19 protein-coding genes and 4 tRNA genes are annotated in these 25,478 nt (G+C 38.9%); 15 read left to right on the plus strand and 8 right to left on the minus strand.

The features are described from left to right. The first annotated feature begins 78 nt into the window (after positions 1-78). The 3 genes from sppA to K2F45_RS08330 all read left to right on the plus strand — a co-directional run bounded on the left by sppA (position 79) and on the right by K2F45_RS08330 (position 4,287). A complete protein-coding gene (gene sppA / locus K2F45_RS08320) occupies positions 79-1,845 on the plus strand; it encodes a signal peptide peptidase SppA (RefSeq protein WP_248933301.1) in 1,767 nt (588 codons plus the stop codon). Between the two features lie 216 nt (positions 1,846-2,061). Beyond that, positions 2,062-3,252: a phosphoglycerate kinase gene (locus K2F45_RS08325; RefSeq protein ID WP_248933302.1), complete on the plus strand. Its 1,191-nt coding sequence runs from the start codon at positions 2,062-2,064 to the stop codon at positions 3,250-3,252. A 165-nt stretch (positions 3,253-3,417) separates the two neighbouring features. Beyond that, positions 3,418-4,287, plus strand: a complete 870-nt coding sequence (locus tag K2F45_RS08330) for an endonuclease/exonuclease/phosphatase family protein (protein WP_083663543.1) — start codon at positions 3,418-3,420, stop codon at positions 4,285-4,287. Here the strand turns inward: K2F45_RS08330 and K2F45_RS08335 are convergent. Then, positions 4,284-6,971 (minus strand): TolB-like translocation protein, encoded by a 2,688-nt coding sequence (locus K2F45_RS08335; protein ID WP_248933303.1) that lies wholly within the window; start codon positions 6,969-6,971, stop codon positions 4,284-4,286. The genes K2F45_RS08330 and K2F45_RS08335 overlap by 4 nt on opposite strands. An 807-nt stretch (positions 6,972-7,778) precedes the next feature. Between K2F45_RS08335 and mgtE the strand changes: the two genes are divergently transcribed. The 5 genes from mgtE to K2F45_RS08360 all read left to right on the plus strand — a co-directional run bounded on the left by mgtE (position 7,779) and on the right by K2F45_RS08360 (position 10,732). Next, the gene (gene mgtE, locus K2F45_RS08340; RefSeq protein WP_075991745.1) at positions 7,779-9,155 is read left to right on the plus strand and encodes a magnesium transporter; all 1,377 of its coding nucleotides are present in this window, start codon (positions 7,779-7,781) and stop codon (positions 9,153-9,155) included. A gap of 245 nt (positions 9,156-9,400) precedes the next feature. After that, positions 9,401-9,474: transfer RNA gene (locus K2F45_RS08345), tRNA-Asn, on the plus strand. A 50-nt stretch (positions 9,475-9,524) separates the two neighbouring features. Next, positions 9,525-9,598, plus strand: a tRNA-Asn gene (locus K2F45_RS08350). Positions 9,599-9,686: 88 nt separating this feature from the next. Further along, a tRNA-Asn gene (locus K2F45_RS08355) sits at positions 9,687-9,760 on the plus strand. Between the two features lie 57 nt (positions 9,761-9,817). Continuing rightward, positions 9,818-10,732 carry a PfkB family carbohydrate kinase gene (locus K2F45_RS08360; protein ID WP_075991746.1) on the plus strand — a complete coding sequence of 305 codons (915 nt, stop codon included), beginning with the start codon at positions 9,818-9,820 and terminating at the stop codon, positions 10,730-10,732. On the opposite strand, the gene K2F45_RS08365 is transcribed toward K2F45_RS08360, so the two are convergent. From K2F45_RS08365 to murB, 3 genes are all read right to left on the minus strand, one after another. After that, positions 10,733-10,978, minus strand: a complete 246-nt coding sequence (locus K2F45_RS08365) for a cytochrome b5 domain-containing protein (protein ID WP_075991747.1) — start codon at positions 10,976-10,978, stop codon at positions 10,733-10,735. Between the two features lie 31 nt (positions 10,979-11,009). Beyond that, complete coding sequence (locus K2F45_RS08370) at positions 11,010-11,519, minus strand: RNA polymerase sigma factor (RefSeq protein ID WP_075991748.1); 510 nt, start codon at positions 11,517-11,519, stop codon at positions 11,010-11,012. 262 nt (positions 11,520-11,781) lie between these two features. Next, positions 11,782-12,798, minus strand: a complete 1,017-nt coding sequence (murB, locus tag K2F45_RS08375; RefSeq protein ID WP_088163488.1) for a UDP-N-acetylmuramate dehydrogenase — start codon at positions 12,796-12,798, stop codon at positions 11,782-11,784. 104 nt (positions 12,799-12,902) lie between these two features. On the opposite strand from murB, the gene K2F45_RS08380 reads away from it, so the two are divergent. Then, complete coding sequence (locus K2F45_RS08380) at positions 12,903-13,520, plus strand: TetR/AcrR family transcriptional regulator (RefSeq protein WP_075991750.1); 618 nt, start codon at positions 12,903-12,905, stop codon at positions 13,518-13,520. Here the strand turns inward: K2F45_RS08380 and K2F45_RS08385 are convergent. Next, a complete protein-coding gene (locus K2F45_RS08385) occupies positions 13,513-14,493 on the minus strand; it encodes a YpdA family putative bacillithiol disulfide reductase (protein ID WP_075991751.1) in 981 nt (326 codons plus the stop codon). The genes K2F45_RS08380 and K2F45_RS08385 overlap by 8 nt on opposite strands. 31 nt (positions 14,494-14,524) lie before the next feature. Beyond that, positions 14,525-16,717, minus strand: a complete 2,193-nt coding sequence (locus K2F45_RS08390; protein WP_248933304.1) for an FUSC family protein — start codon at positions 16,715-16,717, stop codon at positions 14,525-14,527. A 386-nt stretch (positions 16,718-17,103) separates the two neighbouring features. Between K2F45_RS08390 and K2F45_RS08395 the strand changes: the two genes are divergently transcribed. The 6 genes from K2F45_RS08395 (at position 17,104) to K2F45_RS08420 (ending at position 24,030) form a co-directional block, all read left to right on the plus strand. Then, positions 17,104-19,680: a phosphoenolpyruvate carboxylase gene (locus tag K2F45_RS08395; protein WP_075991754.1), complete on the plus strand. Its 2,577-nt coding sequence runs from the start codon at positions 17,104-17,106 to the stop codon at positions 19,678-19,680. 75 nt (positions 19,681-19,755) lie between these two features. Beyond that, a complete protein-coding gene (locus tag K2F45_RS08400; RefSeq protein WP_070570475.1) occupies positions 19,756-20,298 on the plus strand; it encodes a hypothetical protein in 543 nt (180 codons plus the stop codon). Positions 20,299-20,664: 366 nt separating this feature from the next. Continuing rightward, positions 20,665-21,543 carry a Ppx/GppA phosphatase family protein gene (locus K2F45_RS08405; RefSeq protein ID WP_075991755.1) on the plus strand — a complete coding sequence of 293 codons (879 nt, stop codon included), beginning with the start codon at positions 20,665-20,667 and terminating at the stop codon, positions 21,541-21,543. Between the two features lie 74 nt (positions 21,544-21,617). Further along, a tRNA-Leu gene (locus K2F45_RS08410) sits at positions 21,618-21,701 on the plus strand. A gap of 767 nt (positions 21,702-22,468) precedes the next feature. Beyond that, complete coding sequence (locus K2F45_RS08415; protein WP_157698410.1) at positions 22,469-22,783, plus strand: hypothetical protein; 315 nt, start codon at positions 22,469-22,471, stop codon at positions 22,781-22,783. Between the two features lie 221 nt (positions 22,784-23,004). Then, positions 23,005-24,030: a hypothetical protein gene (locus K2F45_RS08420; RefSeq protein WP_075991757.1), complete on the plus strand. Its 1,026-nt coding sequence runs from the start codon at positions 23,005-23,007 to the stop codon at positions 24,028-24,030. A 132-nt stretch (positions 24,031-24,162) separates the two neighbouring features. On the opposite strand, the gene K2F45_RS08425 is transcribed toward K2F45_RS08420, so the two are convergent. Both K2F45_RS08425 and K2F45_RS08430 read right to left on the minus strand, forming a co-directional pair. After that, the gene (locus tag K2F45_RS08425) at positions 24,163-24,615 is read right to left on the minus strand and encodes an SRPBCC family protein (protein ID WP_075991758.1); all 453 of its coding nucleotides are present in this window, start codon (positions 24,613-24,615) and stop codon (positions 24,163-24,165) included. 4 nt (positions 24,616-24,619) lie between these two features. Next, positions 24,620-25,288 carry a DinB family protein gene (locus K2F45_RS08430; RefSeq protein ID WP_075994696.1) on the minus strand — a complete coding sequence of 223 codons (669 nt, stop codon included), beginning with the start codon at positions 25,286-25,288 and terminating at the stop codon, positions 24,620-24,622. Between the last annotated feature and the right edge of the window lie 190 nt (positions 25,289-25,478).

The raw sequence follows: 25,478 nt of genomic DNA on the forward strand, positions 1-25,478 counted from the left end.
AAAATATTGCCTTACCTTTAGTGAAAAATAGGTCTTTCTCTTGGAAGATATCTTATGGATCGGATTTAATTACAAAATATGAAATCATTTTTTAAGTACGTACTGGCAACAATTACGGGGATTGTGATCTCTTTTGTTGTGTTGTTTATTGTTTTGATGGGGATAATTGGGGCGATTATCAGCTCGGCGTCCTCTGATCAGGAGATTGTTGTTAAAAGCAACTCGGTTTTATACCTATCTTTTGATTATGATATTACAGAGCGAAGTGAAGCGAATCCTTTGGGTAGTCTCAATCTTCCAGGTTATTCTACTAAAAATATTGGGTTGGACGATATTTTGGCGAGGATCAAGTATGCAGCTACGGATGGGAATATTAAAGGGGTCTATTTAGATGCTAGTCATATCGGAGTTGGTTTTGCGAGCTTAAAGGAAGTCAGGGACGAACTTTTGGCCTTTAAGAAAACCGGGAAATTTGTTGTTGCTTATAATGCCGGGTATGACCAAAAGGCCTATTATGTAGCGAGCACCGCCGATAAAGTATATGTTAATCCACAAGGCACGATTGATTTCAGAGGCTTGGCAAGTTCTACTATGTTCTATAAAGACCTCTTGGATAAGGTTGGAGTAGAGATGCAGATTGTGAAGGTGGGTACATTTAAAAGTGCCGTTGAACCTTACTTTTTGAATAAAATGAGTGATCCCAATCGTTTGCAGGTAACATCATATTTGGGAAGTATATATAATACTTTTATTAATGAAATAGCAGCGAGCAGAAATATTGCTGCCGATTCATTACGGGCTATAGCAAATGACTATCGCGTTCGGGATGCGGACGATGCGGTAAAATATAAGCTTGCGGATGCCAAGCTGTATAAAGACGAACTTTTGTCAGACTTGAGAAAACGTTTGAAAATTTCGGAAAAAGATGAAATATCGTTTGTCTCCTTATTGGATTATAATAAAAAGATAAAAGACGATGCGAGTGGATCTGAAGTTGCGGTTCTTTATGCTGCCGGAGAAATTGTTGACGGTGAAGGAACGGGACCTGGCCAAATCGGCGGTGATAAATTCTCCCGCGAACTACGAAAATTAAGAGAAGACGATGCGGTTAAAGCTGTTGTTTTGCGCGTCAATTCACCCGGTGGATCTGCTTTGGCTTCAGATATTATTTGGCGGGAGGTTATCTTGACCAAGAAAGTGAAGCCTGTCATTGTTTCCATGGGAGATTTAGCTGCATCGGGGGGGTATTATATCTCAGCGGCAGCGGATTCGATATTTGCCGAACCTACTACGATTACAGGATCTATTGGCGTATTTGGCGTGATTCCTAATTTCCAAAATCTGATGAACAATAAGATTGGAGTACATTACGATGGTGTAAAAACGGGTAAGTTTGCCGATTTGATGACTTCTTTTGATCGCCCGTTGACAGCGGAAGAAAGGGATATCATCCAGCGGGAAGTTGATAAAGTATATGGTACATTTACGAAAGTTGTTGCAGACGGCCGTAAATTATCCATTGCTGATGTTGATAGTATTGGGCAGGGAAGAGTTTGGACCGGTGCGCAAGGACTGAATAATAAATTGGTTGACCGTCTCGGAAACTTGGATGCCGCTATTCAGGCTGCCGCTAAAAAGGCCAACTTAAGCAAATACAAAGTGTCCCAGTATCCGGAGAAAGAAGATCCTTTTACCTCAATATTGAATAATTCAAAAGAAAAAGTACAAGTTTGGGTTGCAAAAGAGCAAATGGGCGAATACTATCGTTATTTTGATGTCATGAAAAAAGCTACTGCACAGACGGGTGTGCAGGCGAGATTGCCTTATAGCGTTGAGATTCACTAGCAATTGATTCGCAAAGCGAGTCCAATCGTCGGATGGTTGTAGATTATTATGATTTATGACGATGTAGGTAATTCTTACGTTGTGTGACGAGTAGTTCGATCCAAGGTAAGAATTGCCATTAATAAATAATTATTTCTAATGAAAGCAAATGCTTTTTTTTATATTTAGCTGTTCGTTTGACAAAACGACCTAATCCCAAATCAATAAAGTTACATAATGAAAACAGTAGACGATTTAAATTTTGCAGGTAAAAAAGCCTTGGTACGTGTGGATTTCAACGTGCCTTTGGATGAAAATTTCAATATTACGGATGATAATCGTATCCAGGGAGCGGCTCCAACAATAAAGAAGATTTTGAATGATGGTGGAAGCGTGATATTGATGTCCCACTTAGGAAGGCCAAAAGATGGTCCTACTGATAAGTATTCATTAAAACATATTGTTGCTCATCTTTCACAGGTTTTAGGTACTGATGTTCAGTTTGCCAATGACTGTATCGGCACGGAGGCTGTAGAAAAGGCTGCAGCTTTACAAGCTGGCCAGGTTTTATTGCTAGAAAACCTTCGCTTCTATAAAGAAGAAGAAAAGGGAGATGTTGAGTTTGCAGAAAAGTTGTCAAAATTAGGTGATATCTATGTAAACGATGCTTTCGGCACAGCGCACAGGGCTCATGCTTCGACAGCAATTGTTGCACAATTTTTCCCGGGAGCTAAATATAGCGGTTACTTGATGGCAGCAGAAGTTGGAAATGCGGAGAAAGTATTGAATAATCCGGTTAGACCTTTTACAGCAATCATGGGTGGTGCAAAAGTTTCTGATAAAATTCAGTTAATTGAGGCCTTATTGGATAAAGTTGATAATCTTTTGATCGGTGGAGGCATGGCTTATACGTTTATCAAAGCTAGAGGCGGTGAAATTGGTCAATCATTGGTTGAAATCGATAAACTTGATTTAGCGAATGAGTTGGTAAAAAAAGCGAAGGAAAAAGGTGTAAACCTGGTTATTCCTACGGATGCTCAGATTGCAGATGCATTTTCAAACGATGCCAATGTGTATGATGGACCAAATGATAAAATTCCTGCAGATTTGCAAGGTCTTGATATCGGACAGGAGTCTGCAGCAAATTTCGCAGCGATCATCAAAAATTCTAAGACAGTTCTTTGGAATGGTCCGATGGGTGTTTTTGAATTTGATACCTTTGCGAAGGGTACCAAAGCTGTTGCTGATGCTGTTGTGGAAGCAACGAAGAATGGTGCATTCTCTTTAATAGGGGGTGGTGATTCAGCTGCTGCGGTAAGTAAATTTGGTATGTCTGAGGATGTAAGTTACGTCAGTACCGGTGGTGGTGCGCTTTTGGAATACATGGAAGGAAAAGTTCTTCCAGGTGTGAAGGCACTTGAAGATTAATATAAATCAAATTTTAGGTAAAGGGATGACGGAACGTTGTCCCTTTTTTGTTTAAAAAATGCTGTATCGCGCGGTGAACTATTGATGTAATGTCAGATTAAATCAATTATCTGTTAAATGTTTGTGTAGTACTGGTGAGTTTTTATTGTATTTGCTAAATTTATCATGACGTGGTTATATATGCAGATATTGATGGATGCTAATAAAAGTAAAGAAAAAGGTAATTCTGGTTTTTTTTCGGTATTGACGTATAATGTCGCGGGTTTGCCCGGGATTATTTCTTCTGCGATTACAGGTAGAAGTAGAAGTATTGCTGAAATTGGAAAGAAGATCAATCCTTTTGATATTGTTAATGTACAGGAGGATTTCAATTATAATAGAAGTTTATATTGGGGTGGGAATTCACATCCCTATCGCACGAAAACCAAGGGACGTGTTCCCTTTGGTGATGGTCTCAATACCTTGTCTCATTTTCCAATGACCGATGTTGTTCGCGTGCCCTGGAAGAAACGTACGGGAGCAGATTTTCTAACACCGAAGGGCTTTACCTTAGTTCAGATAGAAATCGTTCCTGAAGTCTGGTTGGATGTTTATAACGTTCATGCGAATGCGCAGAATAGCAGGAAAGCTTCAAGCGCACGTCGGGATAATCTCAATCAGTTACGTGATTATATCGGAGAACATTCGAGCGATAAGCCGCTTATTGTCATGGGTGATTTTAATGCACATTATAGTTTTTGTGATGATAACCTGCATGATTTTATGGATTCCACAGCTTTGGTTGACAGCTGGGTTGAGCTCGAAAATGGAGGTTTAGTGCCAGAGGTGCGACATGAGTTTAAGCCTCCACATATGTTGTCTATCGGTAATCAAAGCGAATCTATCGATAAGATTCTTTACCGGAGCAGCAGTCACCTAAGTCTTGCTGCCCGGGATTATAATATAGAAAATAACCTATTCACCAATATGAAAGGGCTGCCTCTGTCGGATCATTATGCCTTGGCACTGAATTTTAACTGGGCTATTCATCCCTAATAAGTGTAGTTTAAACTGAATGTTGGAACAACACGTTGCGTTGCCGTGTTGTCATTGATATAGGTGGCCTTAACGACGAATTCGAAATCTGGAAGAGGGTATCTGAATGCATTGAAATCAAGCGATAGATAGGCTCCAAAACTTTTTGGTGAAATCTCCCTGTGTTTGTGTATGTTTTGATAATCGGCAAATATTCCACCTTTTACGCGTTTAATATAAGCTAAGGATCCTAAACCAAGGTCGGGATAAGCTATGGGGAAACGATAGTTGACCAATAACGTATTTTTTATTTTTTCATATTTGTAGTAGCTAAATCCACTCACTAAAGGGATATCGTTGATATATTGATAAATTCCTGATCCTGTTTGGGCGCTCAGTCTGATTTGAAAGCCGTGATTGCTCATGAATCCAGGTAGATAAAATACTGTTCGTGCTGATAAAATTTCACCTTTTGCATTGTTTTCGAAGGGGGTATGCCGATAGGTGACGCTAAAATTTTGCCCCCATCTTGGGTAGAGATCCATACTGGCCATACGCGCATTGCGATTGAGGTAAAGCTGGTATGTTAATGGAAATGCAGTCTCGTAATTAAAGTTTTTGACATCTGTTCGGCTAAGATCATAGCGCCTTAGATAAGCTGTTGCGAGGTTGAATCCAGTGGAATAGACGTAGTCTCTTCTGTAAAAGGAGAGTGGGATGGAGATCTGTGAGGATATATAATGCTCGCGCCAGTCGAAACGGATGCTACTGTCCGGTTTATTGGGGATGCTTGCTGCTGCGATTTGCCCTCTGTTTTCATAACGTAGTGAGAATTTTGGGAAGTACTTGTTGTAGGTCAGTTCTGCCGAGTATACTCCTTTTCGAATGTCGGTGTCATATTCATATCCCAGTGCAATTTGTGTGGTGTTTAAGATATTGTTTGATAACCAGAAGACGCCGGGTTTAAAATTGTCGAAGCTTTCAAAATTGCTGCTACTTAGCGAAAGACTATGAAAATTGAAGGTTCTACCTAGTCCACGATAGGGAACAATTTGGTAGTGTTGGCTAGTATCAACTGAGACTGAAGCGATATTTTTTACGCTGTCTTTCATTAGTGCTGTGCTATAGTAATGCGAAAAATAATCTGTTTCGGGACGGATATCAAATGTTGTGTCTATGGATGTTTGGGCGATTTTGTAGCCATTGTATTGGTAATCGTTGAAGAATAATTGCCTTGTGTCCTTGTCGTAAAAAGGGTTGAACGCGCCAAACTGTGCCTTTGTCAGCAGCTGTTTTTTACCAGATAAGAGATCAATAGTGTAGATATTATCGATACCATTGAAGTTAGCTTTTGTGATAATCTTCATACCTGAAAGGTATTGCGGTCTTTCATATTGTTGGTTACCCCATGGTGTCAGGTTGGTGATTTTGTTATTATTCAGGTCAATTTCACATAATGCGGTTCCATATTGGGATAATCGTATACCTATTATTTTATCTCCTTGGGGGTTGAAAGCTGGGTGTTGGAGCTGTTCGGCATTACCTATTTTAATCCGTTTGATGATACTGTTGTTTTTAAGGTTTATAAGCGTCAGATAGCTGTCGTTGGATAAATCTACCTCAACACAGGCGATGGTTTCGTCTAGTGGGCTAAAAATAGGTGAATAATATCTCGTCTGTTTGCTGAGCTGGTTAATTTTCCCTGTTTTGAGATTCATGATATTGATGACGCTGTATGTTCTCTTGTTGAAACGCGGATCTTTATGCAGCTCATCCCATAAGATGTAATTGCTGTTTACGTCAAAATGTGGCGTCAACTGTATGCCGGTTTTGACGAGCCTATTTTCTGTGTTTGTTGCCGTATCATAGGTGTAAATTGCATTGGTCTTTTGTGGATTCTGTTTAATAAAATAGATCAGACCATTCTTGTGTTTCGGCAATAAATTACTGTTGTAATAATTGTTGTTTTTTTTGTTTATTTCTGTGTACTTCTGGTATTGATAATCGCTTGTTTTTTTATTCCATATGGCATCTAAATTTGCTATTGTTTTCTTGTATAAATAGGCACTATTTCCACCTATTTTTTTCTTTAAAACGCGATTGATATTATAGGGGTATAGCGGTTTTTTGTTAAGCTCTGAAAAGAGGTCGGCTTCATAATTCGAGGGTAATTCTGATTTTAAAGTGGAGGTCATCAGATAGCCGATTGTATAGTAACTCGGGACAATATCTTTATAGGATCCCAGTAAATATTTATTAAAACTATAGTTGTGATTCGATTGAAAGTTTGCTTTGATTGGCATTTCAAAAGCGGGTAATCTTCCTCTTCCTCCCTCCGAATATATCGTTTCTGTTAGCGTTGCATCCCCTTCGAAATACCAAGAAGGGACGGTCAGTCCATAGTAGGCTAGGGCTAATTGTTCAAAAAATGGAGCGCGTAGTTTGCCTGTCAATTTGTCAAATTGACTTACGTGTCTTGACTCATGCAGGATCAAATTGGGTAGCCAGGTCTGATTGTCTGGCTCTGCTCCGGCGGTGCTGTACAGTTCAGATTTACGTGGAGACAACTGTACAAAACCATTCGTTTGTAGATTCGTGTTATGGATAATGAATGGAATTTTCCGTGGTGTTATTTTGTAGTTTCTAGAAGTTGTACGCAGCGATCGGTTAACCTGGTCAGCTAGGGTAGGGGCCTTGCTCTTCATTTCTTCGGGGAAAATAAGTTGAAAATTCTTCGTTTCAATCTTATACCATTTTTGGCTTAAAGGGGCTTGGCTGTCTTCAAAAAATTGAGCCGAACTTTTTTGTGAATATATTATTAATGACAATAATGATAATGTATTGATAATTATGTTTTTATGTCTCATTAATTTCTGTATATCGTGTGTTTGCTATTTTTTTTAGTTTTATTATTCCTGTTTATATGAATTTTAGGTTCTGTTTTAAATTGTTTTTTCTTTGAATATTAGGTCTTTATGTTTTTTATGTTTTGCTTTTTTTATCCTGTTTTTTCTTTAAAATAACCTGATAATAATGGGTTGTTCTGAAAAAATGCGCTATATTGAACAGGTTAAAGCATACGGCGAATATACTTAAATAATTGGCGATTCTAAGACTGTGTTTGGAAAATTTGTTTGCTTTTTTTGTATAAAAATCTGACGACCGTGGGTTGTTGCTTTTGGGGGCGCTGTTGGTGAGTTGGGTGTCGTCTGATTTATTTTATTCGATAAAAAAATGGATCGGTGATTAGACGATAAATTTCGTCGTCTTTCTTTTGTCTAGACCTGTTGAAGTTATTGGCGAGAACGGTTTTCTCTTTAATTTTTGTTGATGACAAACTGTCTTGTTTTTGATTTGAGCATTGAACGTTGTGCGGGGGTATTTATCCCAATTACAGCGACAGGCAGCAGGTTTTTATTATTTATTTTTTTATGCAGAATTTACTTTAAAAAAGCGATTTTTGTAACATATAAATTTTGTGTAGATGTAGGATTTTTAAATTGATAGGAGATATGGAAGAACTGGAAATGCAGGTGAATCAAATAGAGCAATTGATAGCAAGTGGAGATCTTGTTGGGCTGGAAGAATTTTTGAATGAATTAAATATTTCAGAAGTAGAGGAGCTGATTGATGAGTTGCCCGAACATGGCTCACTATTTATTGAATCATTAAATTTGAATCGCGCAGTTAACGTTTTTCGTATTCTGGATTTTCCTACTCAAAACAGGATTTTTAAGAAGCTTTCTAAAGCGAAAATTAGCGCACTAATTAACGAGTTACCCCCCGACGATCGGACTTCTTTTTTTTCAGAAATGAAGGACGATATTAAGCATTTAATTTTACTATTACCACCCAAAGATCGTGTTGAAGCATTGGCGTTGTTGGGCTATCCAGAAGATAGCGTTGGGCGTCTAATGACCCCCGATTATATTACCGTAAAAGAGCACTGGAGTATTGAACGAATATTGGGACATATTAGACGTTATGGCAGAGATTCGGAGACGATAGATGTACTCTATGTGATTGATGGAAATGGGAAGCTGGTAGATGATATTCGGATTAAAGATGTGCTGATGGCGGAGCCAGATAGAGTCGTTGGCGAACTGATCGATCATCGTCTGATTTCGCTTAATGCTTACGATCCCCAGGAGGAAGCAATCAACATCTTCCGGATGAATAACCGAGTGGCCTTGCCTGTTGTCGACGAACAGGGGGTTATGTTGGGGATAGTGACTGTCGATGATATTCTTTGGGTAGCAAACGAGGAGTACACGGAAGATATGCAGCGTATCGGGGGAACGGAGGCTTTGGACGAGCCTTACCTGGATGTGTCTATTAAGAACTTGGTCAAGAAAAGAGCTGGTTGGCTTATTGTGCTTTTTTTGGGGCAACTTTTGACCGCTACAGTTATTGAGCACTTCGAGGAGCAAATGGCAAGTGCGATTATGTTGTTTGCGCTGATGCCTGTTATTATTTCCAGTGGTGGGAATAGCGGTTCGCAAGCGTCAACATTAATTATTCAGGCGATGGCCTTGGGGGAAGTTACCTTGGGGGACTGGTGGCGTGTGATGCGAAGAGAGATTCTGTCGGGTTTACTGCTGGGACTTATTTTGGGAGCGCTGGGTTTTATAAGGATTATGGCATGGCAGTCTTTTGCGCATAGCTATGGTGAGTATTGGGTGTTGGTTGCATTGGTTATTTCTTTGTCCTTGGTGGGTGTTGTCCTCTGGGGGTCGTTGACGGGGTCTATGTTGCCTTTTGTTATGAAACGGCTTGGGGCCGACCCTGCGAGTTCTTCAGCGCCTTTTGTGTCGACATTAGTCGATGTAACAGGTTTGCTGATTTATTTTAGTGTAGCGACGCTTATTTTGAAAGGCGTGCTACTATAATCGTACTGAATTTACAATATTGCCATTGATCAGCTAATAACTATTGAAGGTAAAAGAAGGATAATGTTGGTTTAAGTGCTGAAAAGGGGATTTTGTGGAGCAGTATGAAAAATAAAAATAAATTATTCTAATTGGAATTTAGGAAGTTGTAAAAAATGTGCTCAAAAAATTTGTAGTATTCTAATAATCTTCCGATACTTGCATCACGGAAACGCGATAGGGTCTCCGGAAAAATTGAAAAACACTCCTGAATAGCTCAGCAGGTTAGAGCATCTGACTGTTAATCAGAGGGTCGCTGGTTCGAGCCCAGCTTCAGGAGCAGTTTAATAACTTACATAACCGGGGTTTTTAAAATATTCAATTTTTCATTCCTGAATAGCTCAGCCGGTTAGAGCATCTGACTGTTAATCAGAGGGTCGCTGGTTCGAGCCCAGCTTCAGGAGCAACAATGCAAATATTTTATTTGCAAATAAAATTAAAATGTACTACTTTTGTACACTCTATGAGAAAGGAATTTCTCGAAAAATAAATTCCTGAATAGCTCAGCAGGTTAGAGCATCTGACTGTTAATCAGAGGGTCGCTGGTTCGAGCCCAGCTTCAGGAGCAATATTGAAACCGGCTTTACGCCGGTTTTTTTGTTTACCATGCTTATTAAAAAACTATGAGTTTAGTAATTATTGGTACGGTGGCTTTCGATACAATAGAAACACCGTTCGGTAAAACTGACAAAATTCTGGGTGGTGCCGGTACATTTGCTAGTCTGGCGGCATCATATCTATGTGATCAAATCAAATTGGTCAGTGTTGTTGGGGAGGATTTTGGAAATGACAATCTCGATCTTATCAGGAACCGTGGTATAGATGTTACGGGTGTCCAGGTGATTACTGGTGGGCAAACTTTTTCTTGGTCAGGCAGATATCATAACGATATGAATAGCCGTGATACCCTGGCGACAGACTTAAATGTATTGGCTGATTTTGATCCAATTATTCCTGAAAGTTATCAGGATTGTGAGTATCTTCTCTTGGGTAATCTTACACCTCAAATACAATTAACAACGTTGGAGCGCTTGGTACACAAACCTAAGCTTGTGGTTCTGGATACGATGAACTACTGGATGAATGTTGCCATGGATGACCTAAGAAAGGTTCTTCTAAAGGTTGATGTGTTAGCCATCAATGATTCAGAGGCGAGACAGCTATCGGGAGAGTATTCTCTGGTTAAAGCTGCAAAAGTCATTTTAGCAATGGGACCTAAATATTTAATTATCAAAAAAGGTGAACACGGTGCGCTTCTTTTTGGAGAGAATCAGATTTTTTCTGCGCCAGCTCTACCATTAGCAGATGTGTTTGATCCAACGGGCGCGGGGGATTCCTTTGCGGGAGGTTTCATTGGCTATCTTGCCAAAGTAAAAAGTATAAACTTTACAAATATGAAGAATGCGTTGATTTTTGGTTCTGCGCTAGCTTCATTCTGTGTAGAGAAATTTGGAACAGATCGTTTGGTTGATCTTACCGAAGAGGACATACAAAAGCGTTTGAATGCTTTTGTTGCCCTATCTCAGTTTAATTTATAATCATTGATCTTTCAGTTTTCCGACGATCTGAAATTTTGAAAATACAGATGCTGAATGAGGGGCTTCTTGGAGCTCCTCAGTTAGATCTTGTCCGGCCCAATGCTCGTAATGCATCCCGTCTTTCCACAGTCTACTTTCTCCGACATCATAGATAAATCCGCGATAGGCAACCCAGATCTGTGGTTTGTCCTGACCATTACGTAAAGCCAGTTGGCTTTTGCTGTATTCCGATAATTCTTCTGCCATTCGTAATTGTAAAAAGGCGAAGATAGAAAAACTAGGCTACTTTATATGCCGATAGTGATCTTTTCATTAATTTTCTAGCGACATGTATTCTTGTTTTTACCGTTCCGATAGGGATATTTAAATGTTCAGATATCTCGTGGTATTTAAACCCTTCAAAGTACAGTGAAAATGGGATGTAGTATTCTTCGGAAAGACTAGATAAAGCTTCATGGATGTCTTCCATTACAAATTTGCTTTCGCCCTGATTTGAGGAGGCGGATAATAGGAGGTTAGAGTTAGAAATATCCTCGTCTTTCGTAATGAAAGAATTGGTTTTCACAATACGTCTATAGTTATTAATAAACGTATTTTTCATGATGGTGTAAAGCCATCCTTTCAAATTGGTTCCTTCTTTGAAATTTTTAAAATAGGTCACAGCTTTCAGGATAGTGTCCTGAACGAGATCGTTGGCATCTTCGTAATCACTGGTAAAATTTCTGGCGTAGAGTTTTAATGAGTCCGATTGCTCAATAACCATGGTGTCAAATTCATTCTTTGTCATAGCTTAATGAATTATAACTGTTCTTTTTACAAAACAGTACGTTTATAAAATGCGGTTCATTAAGTATGAGGCAAATAATGCGCCAAAAATAGCAAAATTAGATTTGTTAATATAATTTTAAGATTATTTTAAGCAGAGCAAACGTTTGCGCAGGCTAACTTTAAGTAAATAAAATTAGCTCAAAGTGATGTTTTACTAAAGTGAAGCCTGTTTTTCTTTCACTTTCAGATTTAAAAAAAATATTTTTACTTTTTTTAAATCTTTACAGTAAATTAACTTCACGCTCCAGCTTAATGCCAAATTTGTTGGCTACATCACTTATGATTTGTTCCGATAGATTATAAATTTCCTGTCCTGTAGCGTTTTGTCTATTTATTAGTACAAGTGCCTGATTTTTCCATACACCTGCTTGTCCATATTCTTTTCCTTTCCAACCGCATTGTTCTATTAACCATCCAGCAGCCAATTTTGTTTCATTATTAGGCATTGGATAATGCGGTATTGTGGGGTATTCTTTCTGAAGAGGCTCAAAAGTCGATGCTGTAACTACGGGGTTCTTAAAGAAACTTCCGGCATTTCCCACTGTACTTGGGTCAGGGAGCTTTTCTACACGGATTTTGGAGACAATGGTTGCGATATCGGCAATACTTGGGTTCGTTATATTTTCTTTAGCGAGTTCGGCTTCTATTGCACCATAAGTTGTATTGATATGAGCTGTTCGGCTAAGCTTATAGGTTACCTGGGTAATGATAAACCGTCCTTTATGAGCTGTTTTAAAGATGCTGTCACGGTAGGAGAAATTGCAATCTTCTTTTTTGAATGTGGCAAAGTTGCCGGTATGCGTATCGAAAGCCTGACATTCGTGAAAGACATACATTAACTCCGCACCATAGGCACCGATGTTTTGCACGGGTGAAGCCCCGACAGTGCCGGGAATCAGGGCCATGTTTTCAATGCCAGCGTAATTATGTTCGATACAGTACCAAACGAAGTCATTCCAGATCTCTCCAGCTTGCGCTGTGACATAGACATCGTCGCCATCTAACTTTGCTTGTATACCCTTGCTGTTCATTCGAATAATATATCCTTCGAATGCTTTGGTGAAAAGGACATTGCTACCAGCTCCAAGAACAAAAAAGTTCTCTTTAAAAATATCATTTTTAAAAATTTCGGTCAATGTTTCATTGTCATTCACTTCGATTAGAAAATTTGTCTTTTCTTCGATTCCAAACGTATTGAAAGCTTTTAAAGATATATTCGATTGAATGTTTAATTTCATATTGACTTTAGTTTTCAGAAATTCAAAAAAATCAGCTATCTTTAGCATGATAATCGGTAAAGATAGTATAAACCGTTTATTTAACGATAAAAAATATAAGTTTAATGGGTAATGCAGATGTAAAAAGAATCAAAATTCTAGAAGCTGCGACGAGGCGCTTTGCACATTTTGGAATGGCTAAGACAACGATGTCGGAAATAGCCAAAGATCTCAATTTCTCAAAAGCATTGCTGTATTATTATTTTCCCGATAAGAATAGCTTATATTCTGCAGTTTTCGAATACGTTATTGATAAAATGATCGAGGATATCGAGGATGTCATTGCGCAGGGAGGCGACTTTGAGGAGATCATGATGTATTCTATTGATATGCGGGTCAAGATTATCAATCAATATTATAATTTATTTGAATACACCATGAAGATGGTGAAAGAGCTTCCGGATGAGTTGGAGCAGGTGTTCAAAGAATCTTATCTACGTGAAGTAGAAATTATTGAGAAGATTCTCAATATTGGTATCGATGCTGGGGAGATACAGGTTGAAGATATCAATGAAACTGCGCGGATTCTTCTGTATTCACTATTCGGTATGCGTATGGGCATATTAAAGGATATGAAAAACATGTTGTTCCCAACAAAAGAAGAATTCGATCATATTCTCAGTTTACAGAAGAAAATGATGAAAATCTTCTTAAATGGTTTACGTTTTCAAGTCGTTAAATAAGTGTTGAGCGAACATGTTCGATAATCTGTTTGGCATGAATTCGTGAATTTTCAATAAACCAAAGGTGGGTATTTAAGCCACCACAAACGACGCCTGCCAAATAAATCCCGGCTATATTTGTTTCCATTGTTTCTTCATTATGGCTAGGAATGCAAGGTGCCTCTTGGGGAATATCAATTCCGATCTTTTTCAAAAAATCAAAATTCGGGCGATAGCCGGTTAAAGCCAGTACAAAATCATTATCGAGTTCGACGATACCGTTTGGTGTTTGGATATGTGCAGTAGTTGGAGTAACTTCTGTTAAGTGGCTATTATAATACACATCGATTTCACCAGCAGCAATTCGATTTTCAATATCAGGTTTAACCCAATATTTTACCCGACGGCTGATTTCGCTACCACGGATCACCAAAGAAACTTGCGCTCCTTTTCGGTAGGTTTCAAGCGCTGCATCAATGGATGAATTACTGGCGCCGACAACGATCACCTTCTGGCTGCTATAATAATGTGGATCATCGTAGTAATGCCTAACTTTGGGAAGTTCTTCGCCCGGGATATTGAGCAACATCGGTATGTCATAAAAACCTGTGGCGATGATGACTTTTTTGGTCAGGTACATGCTTTTGTTGCTACTGACCAGGAACTCCGTATCCTCTTTCTTAATTTCCAGTACTTCTTCAAAAAGATGGGTATTCAGTGCGAACTTTTGCTGTATACGTCGGTAATATTCCAAAGCCTCCATGCGTTTTGGCTTGGGGTTGGTTGTGACAAAGGGAATATCACCTATTTCTAATCTTTCGGAAGAAGAGAAGAAGGTCATATTTTGGGGGTAATTATACAGTGAGTTGACTAAACAGCCTTTTTCAAGAATAAGATAGCTTAAATTTGCTTCTTTGGCTTCTAAGGCGCAAGCTAAGCCAATTGGCCCGCCGCCAACTATAATCAGGTCGTACCGTGTTATCGTATCGCTCATGGTATAAATGTCGAGAATTTTAAAGAATAAATCAGCTTAAAGCTTTAGACAGTTCAATTTCTGACATTGCTGTGCTTTTAGCATGAAGGTCCTGAACTATTTTATGCAGGTCCTGCGCAATTTTATTGAGAAAGTCCAGCTGTTCGGTCAATAGCTGCCCATCAACCGAACTGACATCTGTATTATCAAATTGGTCGTTGGGAATTTCGATCGCCAAAGGAATAAATGCATTGACGCTATCGTCAGAATGTAGCAGTTGAATGGACTGCTCCAAGGAGCTTAATATTTTTCGGATCGTCCGGACATGGTCCTTATTGATATAATTATTGTCCATTTCGTCGAGATGGTTCATTAATGTCACCGAAAAAGAAGCTAAAATATGGTTGAATATGACGAATTTATTGACTTCCTTACTATATTTTTGACGTTTCTTGGGTTCGGTAAGCATGCGCTGGAACGTCGAACCCATATTGGCCGTTTCGACGTAGACTGCCTTGCGGGTTAGTTTGTAATCCGTGATGGAAGGCGCTTGGCCTGCAATTTCTTTCAATGCCTGAAAGATGTAATTGTAGTTGGCAATGAGTAGCTTTCGCATGGACTCTTTGACTTGCATGCTTTCCCAGTTTGGGAAAATAATATAACTGGATAAGAATGCAATCATGCCTCCGATAAAGGTGTCCAATATGCGTTCCTTCGTGACGTCCAGGGTATTGGCGCTGACGAAGCTCAGCATTATTAATACATAGGGTGTCATAAAAAGTACGGCAATAACATAGTTGACGCGGAATAAACTATATGCCGTCAGAAAAAAGAATACCAAGAGAACAAATAGTATAGTTGGGTCATGGATGGTTAACAGGATGAGGGCTCCGATGAGGCCACCTATCGTTGTGCCGATGAGACGCTGGATATTTCTCTCCTTTGTGAGTCCGAAGCCAGGTTTTAGGATAACCATGATGGTGAGGAGGATCCAATATACATTATTGGTGATATTGGTGACCTCAAACACGTAATAGGTGACCGACATGACAATCGCCATACGGCAGGCATGTCGAAAGATGGTGGATTTTAGGGTAAGATTTTCGCGGAACTTTTTAAAATCAATTGCAGAGCTTTGAACAAAGCGTTTTGCGTCATCAATTTCTTTTCGTTTGACATCGTCAGGTTGTAGATGCGAGTAACCATAGATATTTTTAATCCGGCGAACCAGGTCACGCAAATTAATCAACACCTTGCGTAAAGCAAATGTACTATATTGTTGATTTTTATCCAGTTGATCGATTTTAGTGTGAAGACGACTGAGATCCGAGTCGAAATCATACAGTGGTTTTGGCTGTGTATTTGTATTAAGCTGATAGGCTAAATTGTCAAGCTCATTGGTATATTTTAAAATCACATTTTTGAAATCTTCCAAGATTCCTGTAGGTCCAAAGCGTTCGCTGATGGTATTGTAATCATAGTGCGCCGCCATACTTTGCTCAAAGAGATCGACGATATCGTTGAAAACGAGGGTTAAATAACGTCCTACCTTTGTGGTGTCTTTTATCGATCGTTTACTTTGAAACAATACATCCCGTAGGTTTTCCTGATGCTGATTGACTTCAACTTGTTTGTCGATCAGTTTGAGGTAGTTTTTATCATTATCAATTTTAGCATCGTAAAAATTAGCTTTTAGCCGGATGTAATCAGCAACATAGCGAATTGTTTCTGATAGTTCCTGTTCGGCCAGCCTGTAAGGACGTGCTTGGGTGATGGAAAGACTAATGGCGATATACCATAAACCACCTAAAGTATAGAAACCTAAATAGTTGATGGCCTCTGCAAGAGGGTAGTGAATCTGCACATGGATCAACATCATCAGGATGCACATGAGACCTACGTTGGCGGCTCTTCCATTGAAAACCGCAAACATGGCAAATATAAAGCAGGCTACGCCGATAAAAATTGCTAATAGATATACATTTTGATTGACTATATTGGTTAAAATAAAAGTTAAAGTAGTTAATATCGCACCCGCAATCATTCCTTTCCTTCTATGGCTAGGGGCACCGGGGGTATCCGATAAGCCTACTAAAAGCGCTCCCAGAGAGACAATGGTTCCATTGGTAAATTGCCCGATGGTTGCAAAGATCAGGACAGGCACGATACATCCGATGGTAATTCGGAGTCCATCTGCAAAATATTGGCTATAGAAAAAACTTTTTATTTCTTGTGTCTGTTTCATAATGTGTATAGTACAAACTTAGATAAATTGCTTTTCATATTAAAAACAATTGTTCTGCTATGTTTGCTCTTTTTTGTACGGATGATAGCGATATAGCTGGTTGGTTTCTGTCTGACCAAGAAAGGTTCATTTTGTAGCCGGGATTTATGAACTAAGGGATCGACACTGGTCGTTTCCATATTGTACTATGTTAATGTGTTAAAAATGAAAAATTACTAAAATTTGTTAGTATGTTTTTAAAATTTTAATTGTTTTTTTGATTAATTTATATTTTTTTATTTGTTTAGCTATAATATTGTTATATTTGGAGCCATAGGGTAATTTCAGAGACATTACAAAATTCAAGAGTCACCTAAACTCTCTTGACCACTTTCAAAGATTTAAATATGAAGCAAAGTAAAAATGAAGCCGTCTTTCAGGACGAGGTATTGACACGCTTTGAGCTTTTCAAAAGTTTGTTTTTAACATTGCCATTTCAACGTGTTAAAGATACCGGTACTTTATTACCATTTTTTGCAAAGCAATGTGAAAAGGGTGTGGATCAGCATTTAACTCCTGATGAGATCATAAAGAGTTTCTTCGATCAGCATGAGGAATTTTCTTCGGAAGAGCAACGTATTGATTTGTTATTTCGATTTGTTCAATATATAGAGCGTCAGGTTGTTTTATTTGATGCGATCGAAGACTCGTCATTTCAGATGGTGGGTCGTGGCGATGATGAAAATGTCTTAGGGGCATTAATTAAAAACGCCGAAGGTAGCGAAGATATGCGCCGTAAGATTGTGTCAAAATTGAAGGATTTTTCTGTACGTCTTGTATTGACTGCACATCCTACTCAATTTTATCCGGGACCGGTATTGGGTATTATCAACGACCTGATCGATGCAATCAAGACCAACGATATTCATAGTATTCACCTGCTGTTACAGCAATTGGGGAAAACGCCTTTCATCAATAAAAATAAACCGACTCCAGTTGATGAGGCAGCGAGCTTAGCTTGGTTTTTGGAAAACGTGTTTTATAAAGTGGCATCGGAGATTCAGTCGTTCATTGATGATGAATTGGATGTCGATACCGAAGAGGTAAAACAATTGATTGAGCTTGGTTTTTGGCCGGGGGGTGACCGAGACGGGAATCCTAACGTAAGTGTTGATAGCACCAAGAAAGTTGCCGCATTGCTACGTACTATCTTATTTAGATGTTACTATAGAGATTTCCGTATCGTTAGACGACGCATCACATTTAGAGGTGTGGAGGAGTATATGGAAAATCTGCAGACATTGTTCTACGAAAATAGTTTTAACCCGGTCGAACATCCTGCTGACGAAACCGATAATATCATCACGAATCTAAAAGCAATCAAAAATGTTTTGGAGGAATATCACAACGGGCTTTTTGTAGAGATCGTTGATGATCTACTCCGTAAAGTGATGACTTTTGGTTGTTTCTTTACCACATTGGATATCAGACAAGACAGCCGCATATTACGTGAGGCTACCAATTATCTGATTCAGCACAACCAGGAAAAGACTGGAATGCCATTGGATTATCTGGAGCTTAGTGAAAGTGATAAGCAAAAAGCATTAAAATTCAAAGAACTTGACTTAACGGTGGGAGAGGATGCGGATCCGTTAACGAAAGATACTTCGGGCGTGATAAAATTATTAAAGGAGATTCAACGTTCCGGTTCTGAGCGAGCTGCACAACGCTTTATCATCAGTAATTGCCAGCAAGCAAGTGATATTTTGGGACTGCGTCAATTATTTTTATGGTCTGGATGGAAGAAGGATGCTTTAACGATCGATTTTGTGCCCTTGTTTGAGACCGTTGATGACTTGACGAGAGCAGCGGACGTGATGAAAACCTTGTACAGTAATAAGGAGTACAAGGCACATTTGAAACGAAGAGGAAACAAACAGACGATTATGTTGGGTTATTCTGATAGTACCAAAGACGGTGGATATCTGATGGCGAACTGGTCGATCTATCGTGCAAAAATCGAACTTACGGCGATATCACGCGAATACGATGTTGATTTGGTATTTTTTGATGGTCGCGGTGGGCCTCCAGCACGTGGTGGTGGTAAAACGCAACGTTTTTATGCATCTATGGGTAAGGAGATTGCCAACGATCATATTCAATTGACGATTCAGGGACAAACAATCAGTAGCCAGTACGGATCTTTAGATACAGCGCGGTTTAATATTGAGCAACTTTTGCATGCCGGCATTATTTCAGATTTAAAACAACGTGTGGGCGATACTTTAACCAAACATCAACAGGAGATCATTGATAAGCTAGCTGAGTTGAGTCACCATAAGTTTATGGATCTACGCACGAATGAATTGTTTTTACCATATTTGGAGACGATGTCGCCATTGAAAGCGTTATCCTCGATCAATATTTCAAGTAGACCTGTAAAACGTAACTCAGGCCGTGAATTGCGACTGGAAGATTTGCGGGCGATTAGTTTTGTAACTTCATGGAGCCAGTTGAAGCAAAATATTCCCGGATTTTATGGTGTCGGAACAGCATTGCAATGGGCTGAAAAAAATAACCTCTGGAAGGACGTACAGCAATTATATGTTTCATCGGGATTTTTCCAGACATTGATCGACAACTGTATGATGTCGATGACAAAGTCAAACTTTGATATTACAGCATATATGAAAGATGATCCTATTTATGGTGATTTTTGGAAAACTTTATATGCCGAGTACCAGATAACAAAAGAATATTTGTTAAAATTGAGCGGAACCTCAAAATTGATGGAGAACTATCCTGTGGATCGTGAGTCTATTTTAGCGCGCGAGGGAATTGTATTACCGTTATTGGTTATACAGCATTTTGCGATTCGTGCATTGAATTCGGATCAGCTGACTGATGCACAACGTGAAGATTATTCGAAGTTAATAGCGCGTACAATCTTTGGCGTGGTGAATGCCGGAAGAAATGTTGCGTAATTTTTCTTTCTTTTCACGGATAGGGTTTCGGAGAACATATATTTTATCTACTTTTGTATAGTTAACAAAATTGATATGAAGATTAATAAGTTATTTATTGTTGCGGCTTGTGCGGGTACATTATTTGCATCTTGTGGTCAAACAGCTGCAGATAGACAGCGTCAATACTCTAATGCATCCTTAGCGGATGGTGATGCCTTTGCAATGATTAAATTCGTTGGCGAAAATGGAAACTATTTGGTAAATCTTGCCGATGTAGCTGCAAAACAATCTACCTCAGCAGAGGTGAAAAATGTAGCTGCAAAGATTAAAGAAGCTTACGCAACAGTGTTGCCAGAATTAGACAATTTAGCAAAAGAATTGCATGTTGGCGATGCGCAACGTGGTGTACCTGCATTTCAAGTTCCGGCTTCAATTGGTTCGGACAGTACAGCGGCATTCAACGATAAAGCATTTTTAGCACTAGTGGTTGAAAAACAAGGTGAGATCAATACAAGATTGTCTCATGAAGAACACAATACAAACAAAGACGTTATCCACCTTTCAGAAGAGTCTTTGAAAAAAGTGGAAGAGATCTATAAGTTAGCTGGTGGTAAAGTTGAAGAACACCATCACTAAGAAATAAGGTAAATAGAAGGAAAGGAGTATTCATTAAAATGAATATTCCTTTTTTTATGAGTTTTTTGCTGGCAATAATGGATTTTCTGTATGGAATTGAACCAGGTACTTCATTTCGATAGGATGTGCTACCTGTATCCTGAGTCGGTTGATTGTCAGCGAGATGAATTTATCGGGAAATGAGGTCATATTTTTGATCAAACCGGAATTTTAGTTGTTATAAGACTATATCAGGTGTTTTATGCGCAAGAATTCCTTGTAATAATCGTTTGTTATTTGTTAAATTAATGATAACTTAACATTTGTATAACATAGTTTTTAATAACTGTGTTTATTTTAGCGTAATTTAATGAAATCGTATATAAAGTGAGATACGCCGCAATAGATATAGGCTCCAATGCAGTCCGTCTTTTGATAGCTGACATTATAGGACAGAAAGATCAATATAATTTTAAGAAAAATACACTGTTACGTGTTCCACTCCGTTTGGGAGATGATGCGTTTATTCATCAGGAAATTTCACCAAGGAAAGCCGAGAGTTTGATCAAAACGATGAAGGCTTTTCGGGAGTTGATGGATGTGTATCACGTGGAGGATTATATGGCCTGTGCGACGTCGGCCATGCGTGATGCACGAAATGGGGCCGACATTGTTGCGGAAGTCAAGAAAAATGGTATAAACATCGATATTATCGAAGGGGCAAAAGAGGCTGAGATTATTTATAATAGTCATTGGGATAATAAGATGGAGAAAGATAAAGTTTATCTTTACATTGATGTTGGTGGTGGTAGTACTGAATTATCGTTATTCGCCAATGGTGTCTTGGTAAACTCTAGATCTTTCAACTTAGGGACGATCCGTATTTTGGACAATCAGGATAAGACAGAAACCTGGGATGAATTGAAAGAATGGGTGCGAAGCAATACGCACATGTATAAGCAAGTGGTTGGGATCGGTACTGGCGGAAATATTAATAAGCTTGCGCGTCTTTCCAATGAAAAATTGGATAAACCATTATCTTATGCCAAATTGAAAGCGGTATATGAGCATTTATCTTCCTTTTCTTTGAAAGAGCGTATTATTTTATTGGGTTTGAACGAAGATCGTGCGGATGTAATTATACCAGCAAGTGAGATTTTCCTGACGATTATGAAGCACGGCCGCCTAAAACAAATCATTGTTCCACGGGTTGGACTTGTCGACGGTGTAATTAGAACCTTGATCAATAGGAATTTAGTAAAATAATGCTGTAAAAAGCGATTTTCGACTTGTAAAAGAGCGAAAAATCTTTATTTTTGTGATACCAAAGGTGAATATGAGCCCAGGTGGCGAAATTGGTAGACGCACCATCTTGAGGGGGTGGCGCTCGCATGGGCGTGGCAGTTCGAATCTGCTCCTGGGCACTTAAGGAGACACTAGTCAATAGTAGTCTCCTTTTTTTATGAACAAAAATATATCTCACATCCAAGGCATATGATAAATTTGATAATAATAAAGCATTATTGGTTTATTTGGATAAAAATTTACACCGGGGCCGGTTCGAAGTTTATGGACCTAGTCTTATAAGAAGCTATTCTATAATTTATTCGTGGTATTTATCTTGTATAGATAGGTTTTCCGGGAAACCAATTAGCGCCATTACCACCACAGGTAAATAGAAAATAGAGTAGGATAACGATATAGGCGAGTATAGTAATGCGCCAAATGATGTGTAAGCCGCGAGAGCCTTTATCGCTTTGTTTTCTTTTTTTGTACCTTATCTTTCTGCTTTCTCTATTATTTTCCATTTTCTTATAAAAAGCAATATTTACGGTTCGCTATTCTAATTTTTTAACCCCATTTGCGCTAGTATATTTGGGCATTGTTAACGAATTTGTCCGATGCTGTAATAATTGGGCCGCTGAACTGTAGTTTATTTTGAATCAGACCCCTAAAAATACAAATAATGCTGGAGACATACAATGTATAAAAATAAGACTCGCTGTAATGATTAACCTATACAGTACAAACAGTCGTATTGCAAATAATAGACTATCAACCACGAATAATGAAGGGGCTATAGCAAATAATAAATCACCGTAAAATTAGTTAAAGACGTTTCTATTTTTACTTCCATAAAATAATGGCCTGCTTCAAAAGCATGTCATAGTTTAACAAAAAAATAGAAACAATGAAAAAATTAATGATGAGTTTGATGGCGGTTGCGCTGCTATCTACAGTGGCTTCTGCAAAGACAACAGAAAAGGCTCCAAAAGAAAATGTCAATGTTAAAACGACGACTTACCGCCTTCCTAAAACGAACACCCTCGCGAAGGTCACCGAAGAGGTCAAAGAAAGTAAGGGCCAATTAACGCATTGTGTTTTTGTATTGAGTTTTTATGACTATGATACGGCACAATTGGTCGGTACACATACTTCAGACACCTATACGAGTGGTGGTTGTGGATCGTTCTTTAGAGCGTGTAGAGCTTTTTGGGGTGTTTAATGCAGTCGCTCGCTCTTGATTTCAACCAGCTGAGAGGCTTCTGCATTTTCACGGTGTTACAAAAGATTAATTCTAAGCGGGGTGAAAATCCCCGCTTTTTTTGTTTTGGACTGATGAAAAAAAATGTTACCTTCGATTATTATATTTAATTTATCAGATAAAAAAGCACACGTGATCCCTGTTTTTAATGATAACAGAATTTGAAACCGAAGAACTTCAATATGCACACTAGAAATTTTTTACTTCTTCTTAGCTCACTGATATGGCTAAGTTGTACAAAAGATCCCATCGAGCCAACGATAGAGCCCCCAGAAGTGGTCCCCACGGATACCACCAAAAATAAACCAACCGTCCCTACAGATAAGTACGAAATTCGAAAAGTAGAGTTTCAGATGAATAAACTGTTCGCCGATGACTATATTGATGAAAAGGTTTTTCTGGGTGGACTTTGGAGCCTCAAAGATACCCTTGATGGTCCGCGACTAGAAAGCCTGGAAACAAAAGCAAAAAAAGTTAAATTCCATTTTTTGTCTTACAACGATTTCTCCGTAGATATGGGGTTCTTTGAACCAAGCTATGCGAATGGCCTTGCTTATGCCAATAAGTTCGAAAAATCGAAACAGGCGAGCAGCATAAATTTCTCCTCTAGCACTTTTGAAGATTACGCCGAAATACAGGGATTTCTTGGTAATTCGAAGGATGTAAAGAAGGCCTTATCCCTTGTGAGACATGCCGACTCGACGACGATCAGTAAACCCAATAGTATGCTTCGGATAGGCAATGTCAATAAGCTTACAATTTATATTGATCACACGGAATATTTTGACGCCTACCCCGAATCGGAGGTTGCGGTTTTAACTAAAGCCGGCTATTCTCCTTATGTGCTTGCTTCGGTGACTTATGGTACTCATATGATTCTGATGGGAGAAACTGATTCAACACGGGCAAGACTCAATACAGCGATAGACAAAATATTGGAAAAGCAAGCACTGGATGATATAGATACCAAAGTCCTCGATTGCAGTAATTTGCTGATCTACTATCGTGGTGGCGGGAAGAACAGTTTTATTCAGTATCCAAAAGGAGCCCAGGCTATTGGGACAGCACTCCGCGATATGCTCCTTTATGTGAGCCAGACTGAAAATATCTTTAATTATCCACTTACTTATGACTTCATGAGTCTGAAGGACTATAGTACCTTAAAGTATTATAATATATTCGATATTAGGGTTAAAAAACAACAGTAAACGAGCAAAAGAAGGCATCCGTTAAATACAAAAACGGCATCTAAATCTAGATGCCGTTTTTGTATTTAACCGACAAGCTGCTGACCTGTGTATTGATATCGCAAAGCTATTCAATACCTAGGGGTATTTTACTTATTCCGTTTCACTAATTTCCTTTAGCAGTTGCAAAGCATCTGGCCAAGCCTCATTAAAGTAATCGATGTATTCGTCGTTTGTATCGACATCTACTTTCAATTCAGTATATCCATCGATTGCTGTAAATGAATAGTTTTCTAATGCTCCTGCCCAATCTTCGACGGCCGGTCCGGATAAAATTTCCTGGCCCTTATCTAAGATGCCAAGGTGGCGAATAGATACATATGAATTTGGAATATATTCAGCAATCTCTGCTACCATTCCGCCTTTTTCACCATTTTCATTGACGCCGGTAAAATGAATTCTTTGTCCCTTTTCCCAAACGCCTTCGAAATCAGAACTCGGATTGAACGCACTGGTCCATTGTTTGTACGTTTCTTTATCGAGCATTGTTTTAAAAACTCGCGACACAGGAGCATCAATCTTAATTTGATAGGTCAATTTTTTCATCTTTCTATTGTTTTGGAAAATTGGGATCGGCTTTTATTTCAGCGATCTGTTTGGTATGACGTGCACAATGTGCAGCAATAAACATCAGGGCTTGGTAACCATCAATTGGACCGGTTGGGGAGTCGCTGACATGATTTCTAAGATCTTCCGCATCAGCTTTTTTGATATAATCAAGTACTGGCTGACGCGCGGCATTGAAATCAGCGAGTGCCGTTTTCACATTTTTATAAATGCCCTCTGGTTGGAGTTCCTTGGGGGCCTGATATTTGTGACTCCTGTCTGTGAGTGCATTCTTGAGATTGTCGTCGGTCATCTTGATCTCTTTCCGCCTTTCAGGTTGTGGATCTTGATCCAGACCTTTTTTTGCCATGTCAAATATCATTCGTTCTGAACGAATGATATGTTCAAGGCATTGACTGATAGACCATTTGTCAGGCGCTGGTTTAAATTGGAGCTGCGCTTCGCTTAACCCCGCAACCTGCTTTTCAAGTTCTGCAGTTGTTTGATTAAAGTATTGTAATAGCGAGTCGGTTCCCACATAATTACGTTTTAAGGCCTGTTTTTTTAATATCAGTGCAATGTTTTGGTTCTTTTGCTCGAGCAATAATCGTGATTTAGCTGACAATGGAGCTAAGGAAGCAGTTGCTATACTTGCAATTGCTATCATGTTCATAATTAGATTCATAGTTTAATGCGTATTAAAATCGTAAAAATAAATGTCACTACTTCTTTACAATTATAACACATTTTTGTTTTCTATATCTTTCCATAAGGCAAGAAAAGGCGGGAGGGCAGGCTCCCTAACAAGAAGGTCATAATTCCTTAGATAGTGGCATCAAGTGCTGGATAAGTGACGTATTGTA

It is taken from the genome of Sphingobacterium siyangense, from assembly GCF_023277505.1.
GTDB lineage: Bacteria > Bacteroidota > Bacteroidia > Sphingobacteriales > Sphingobacteriaceae > Sphingobacterium > Sphingobacterium siyangense.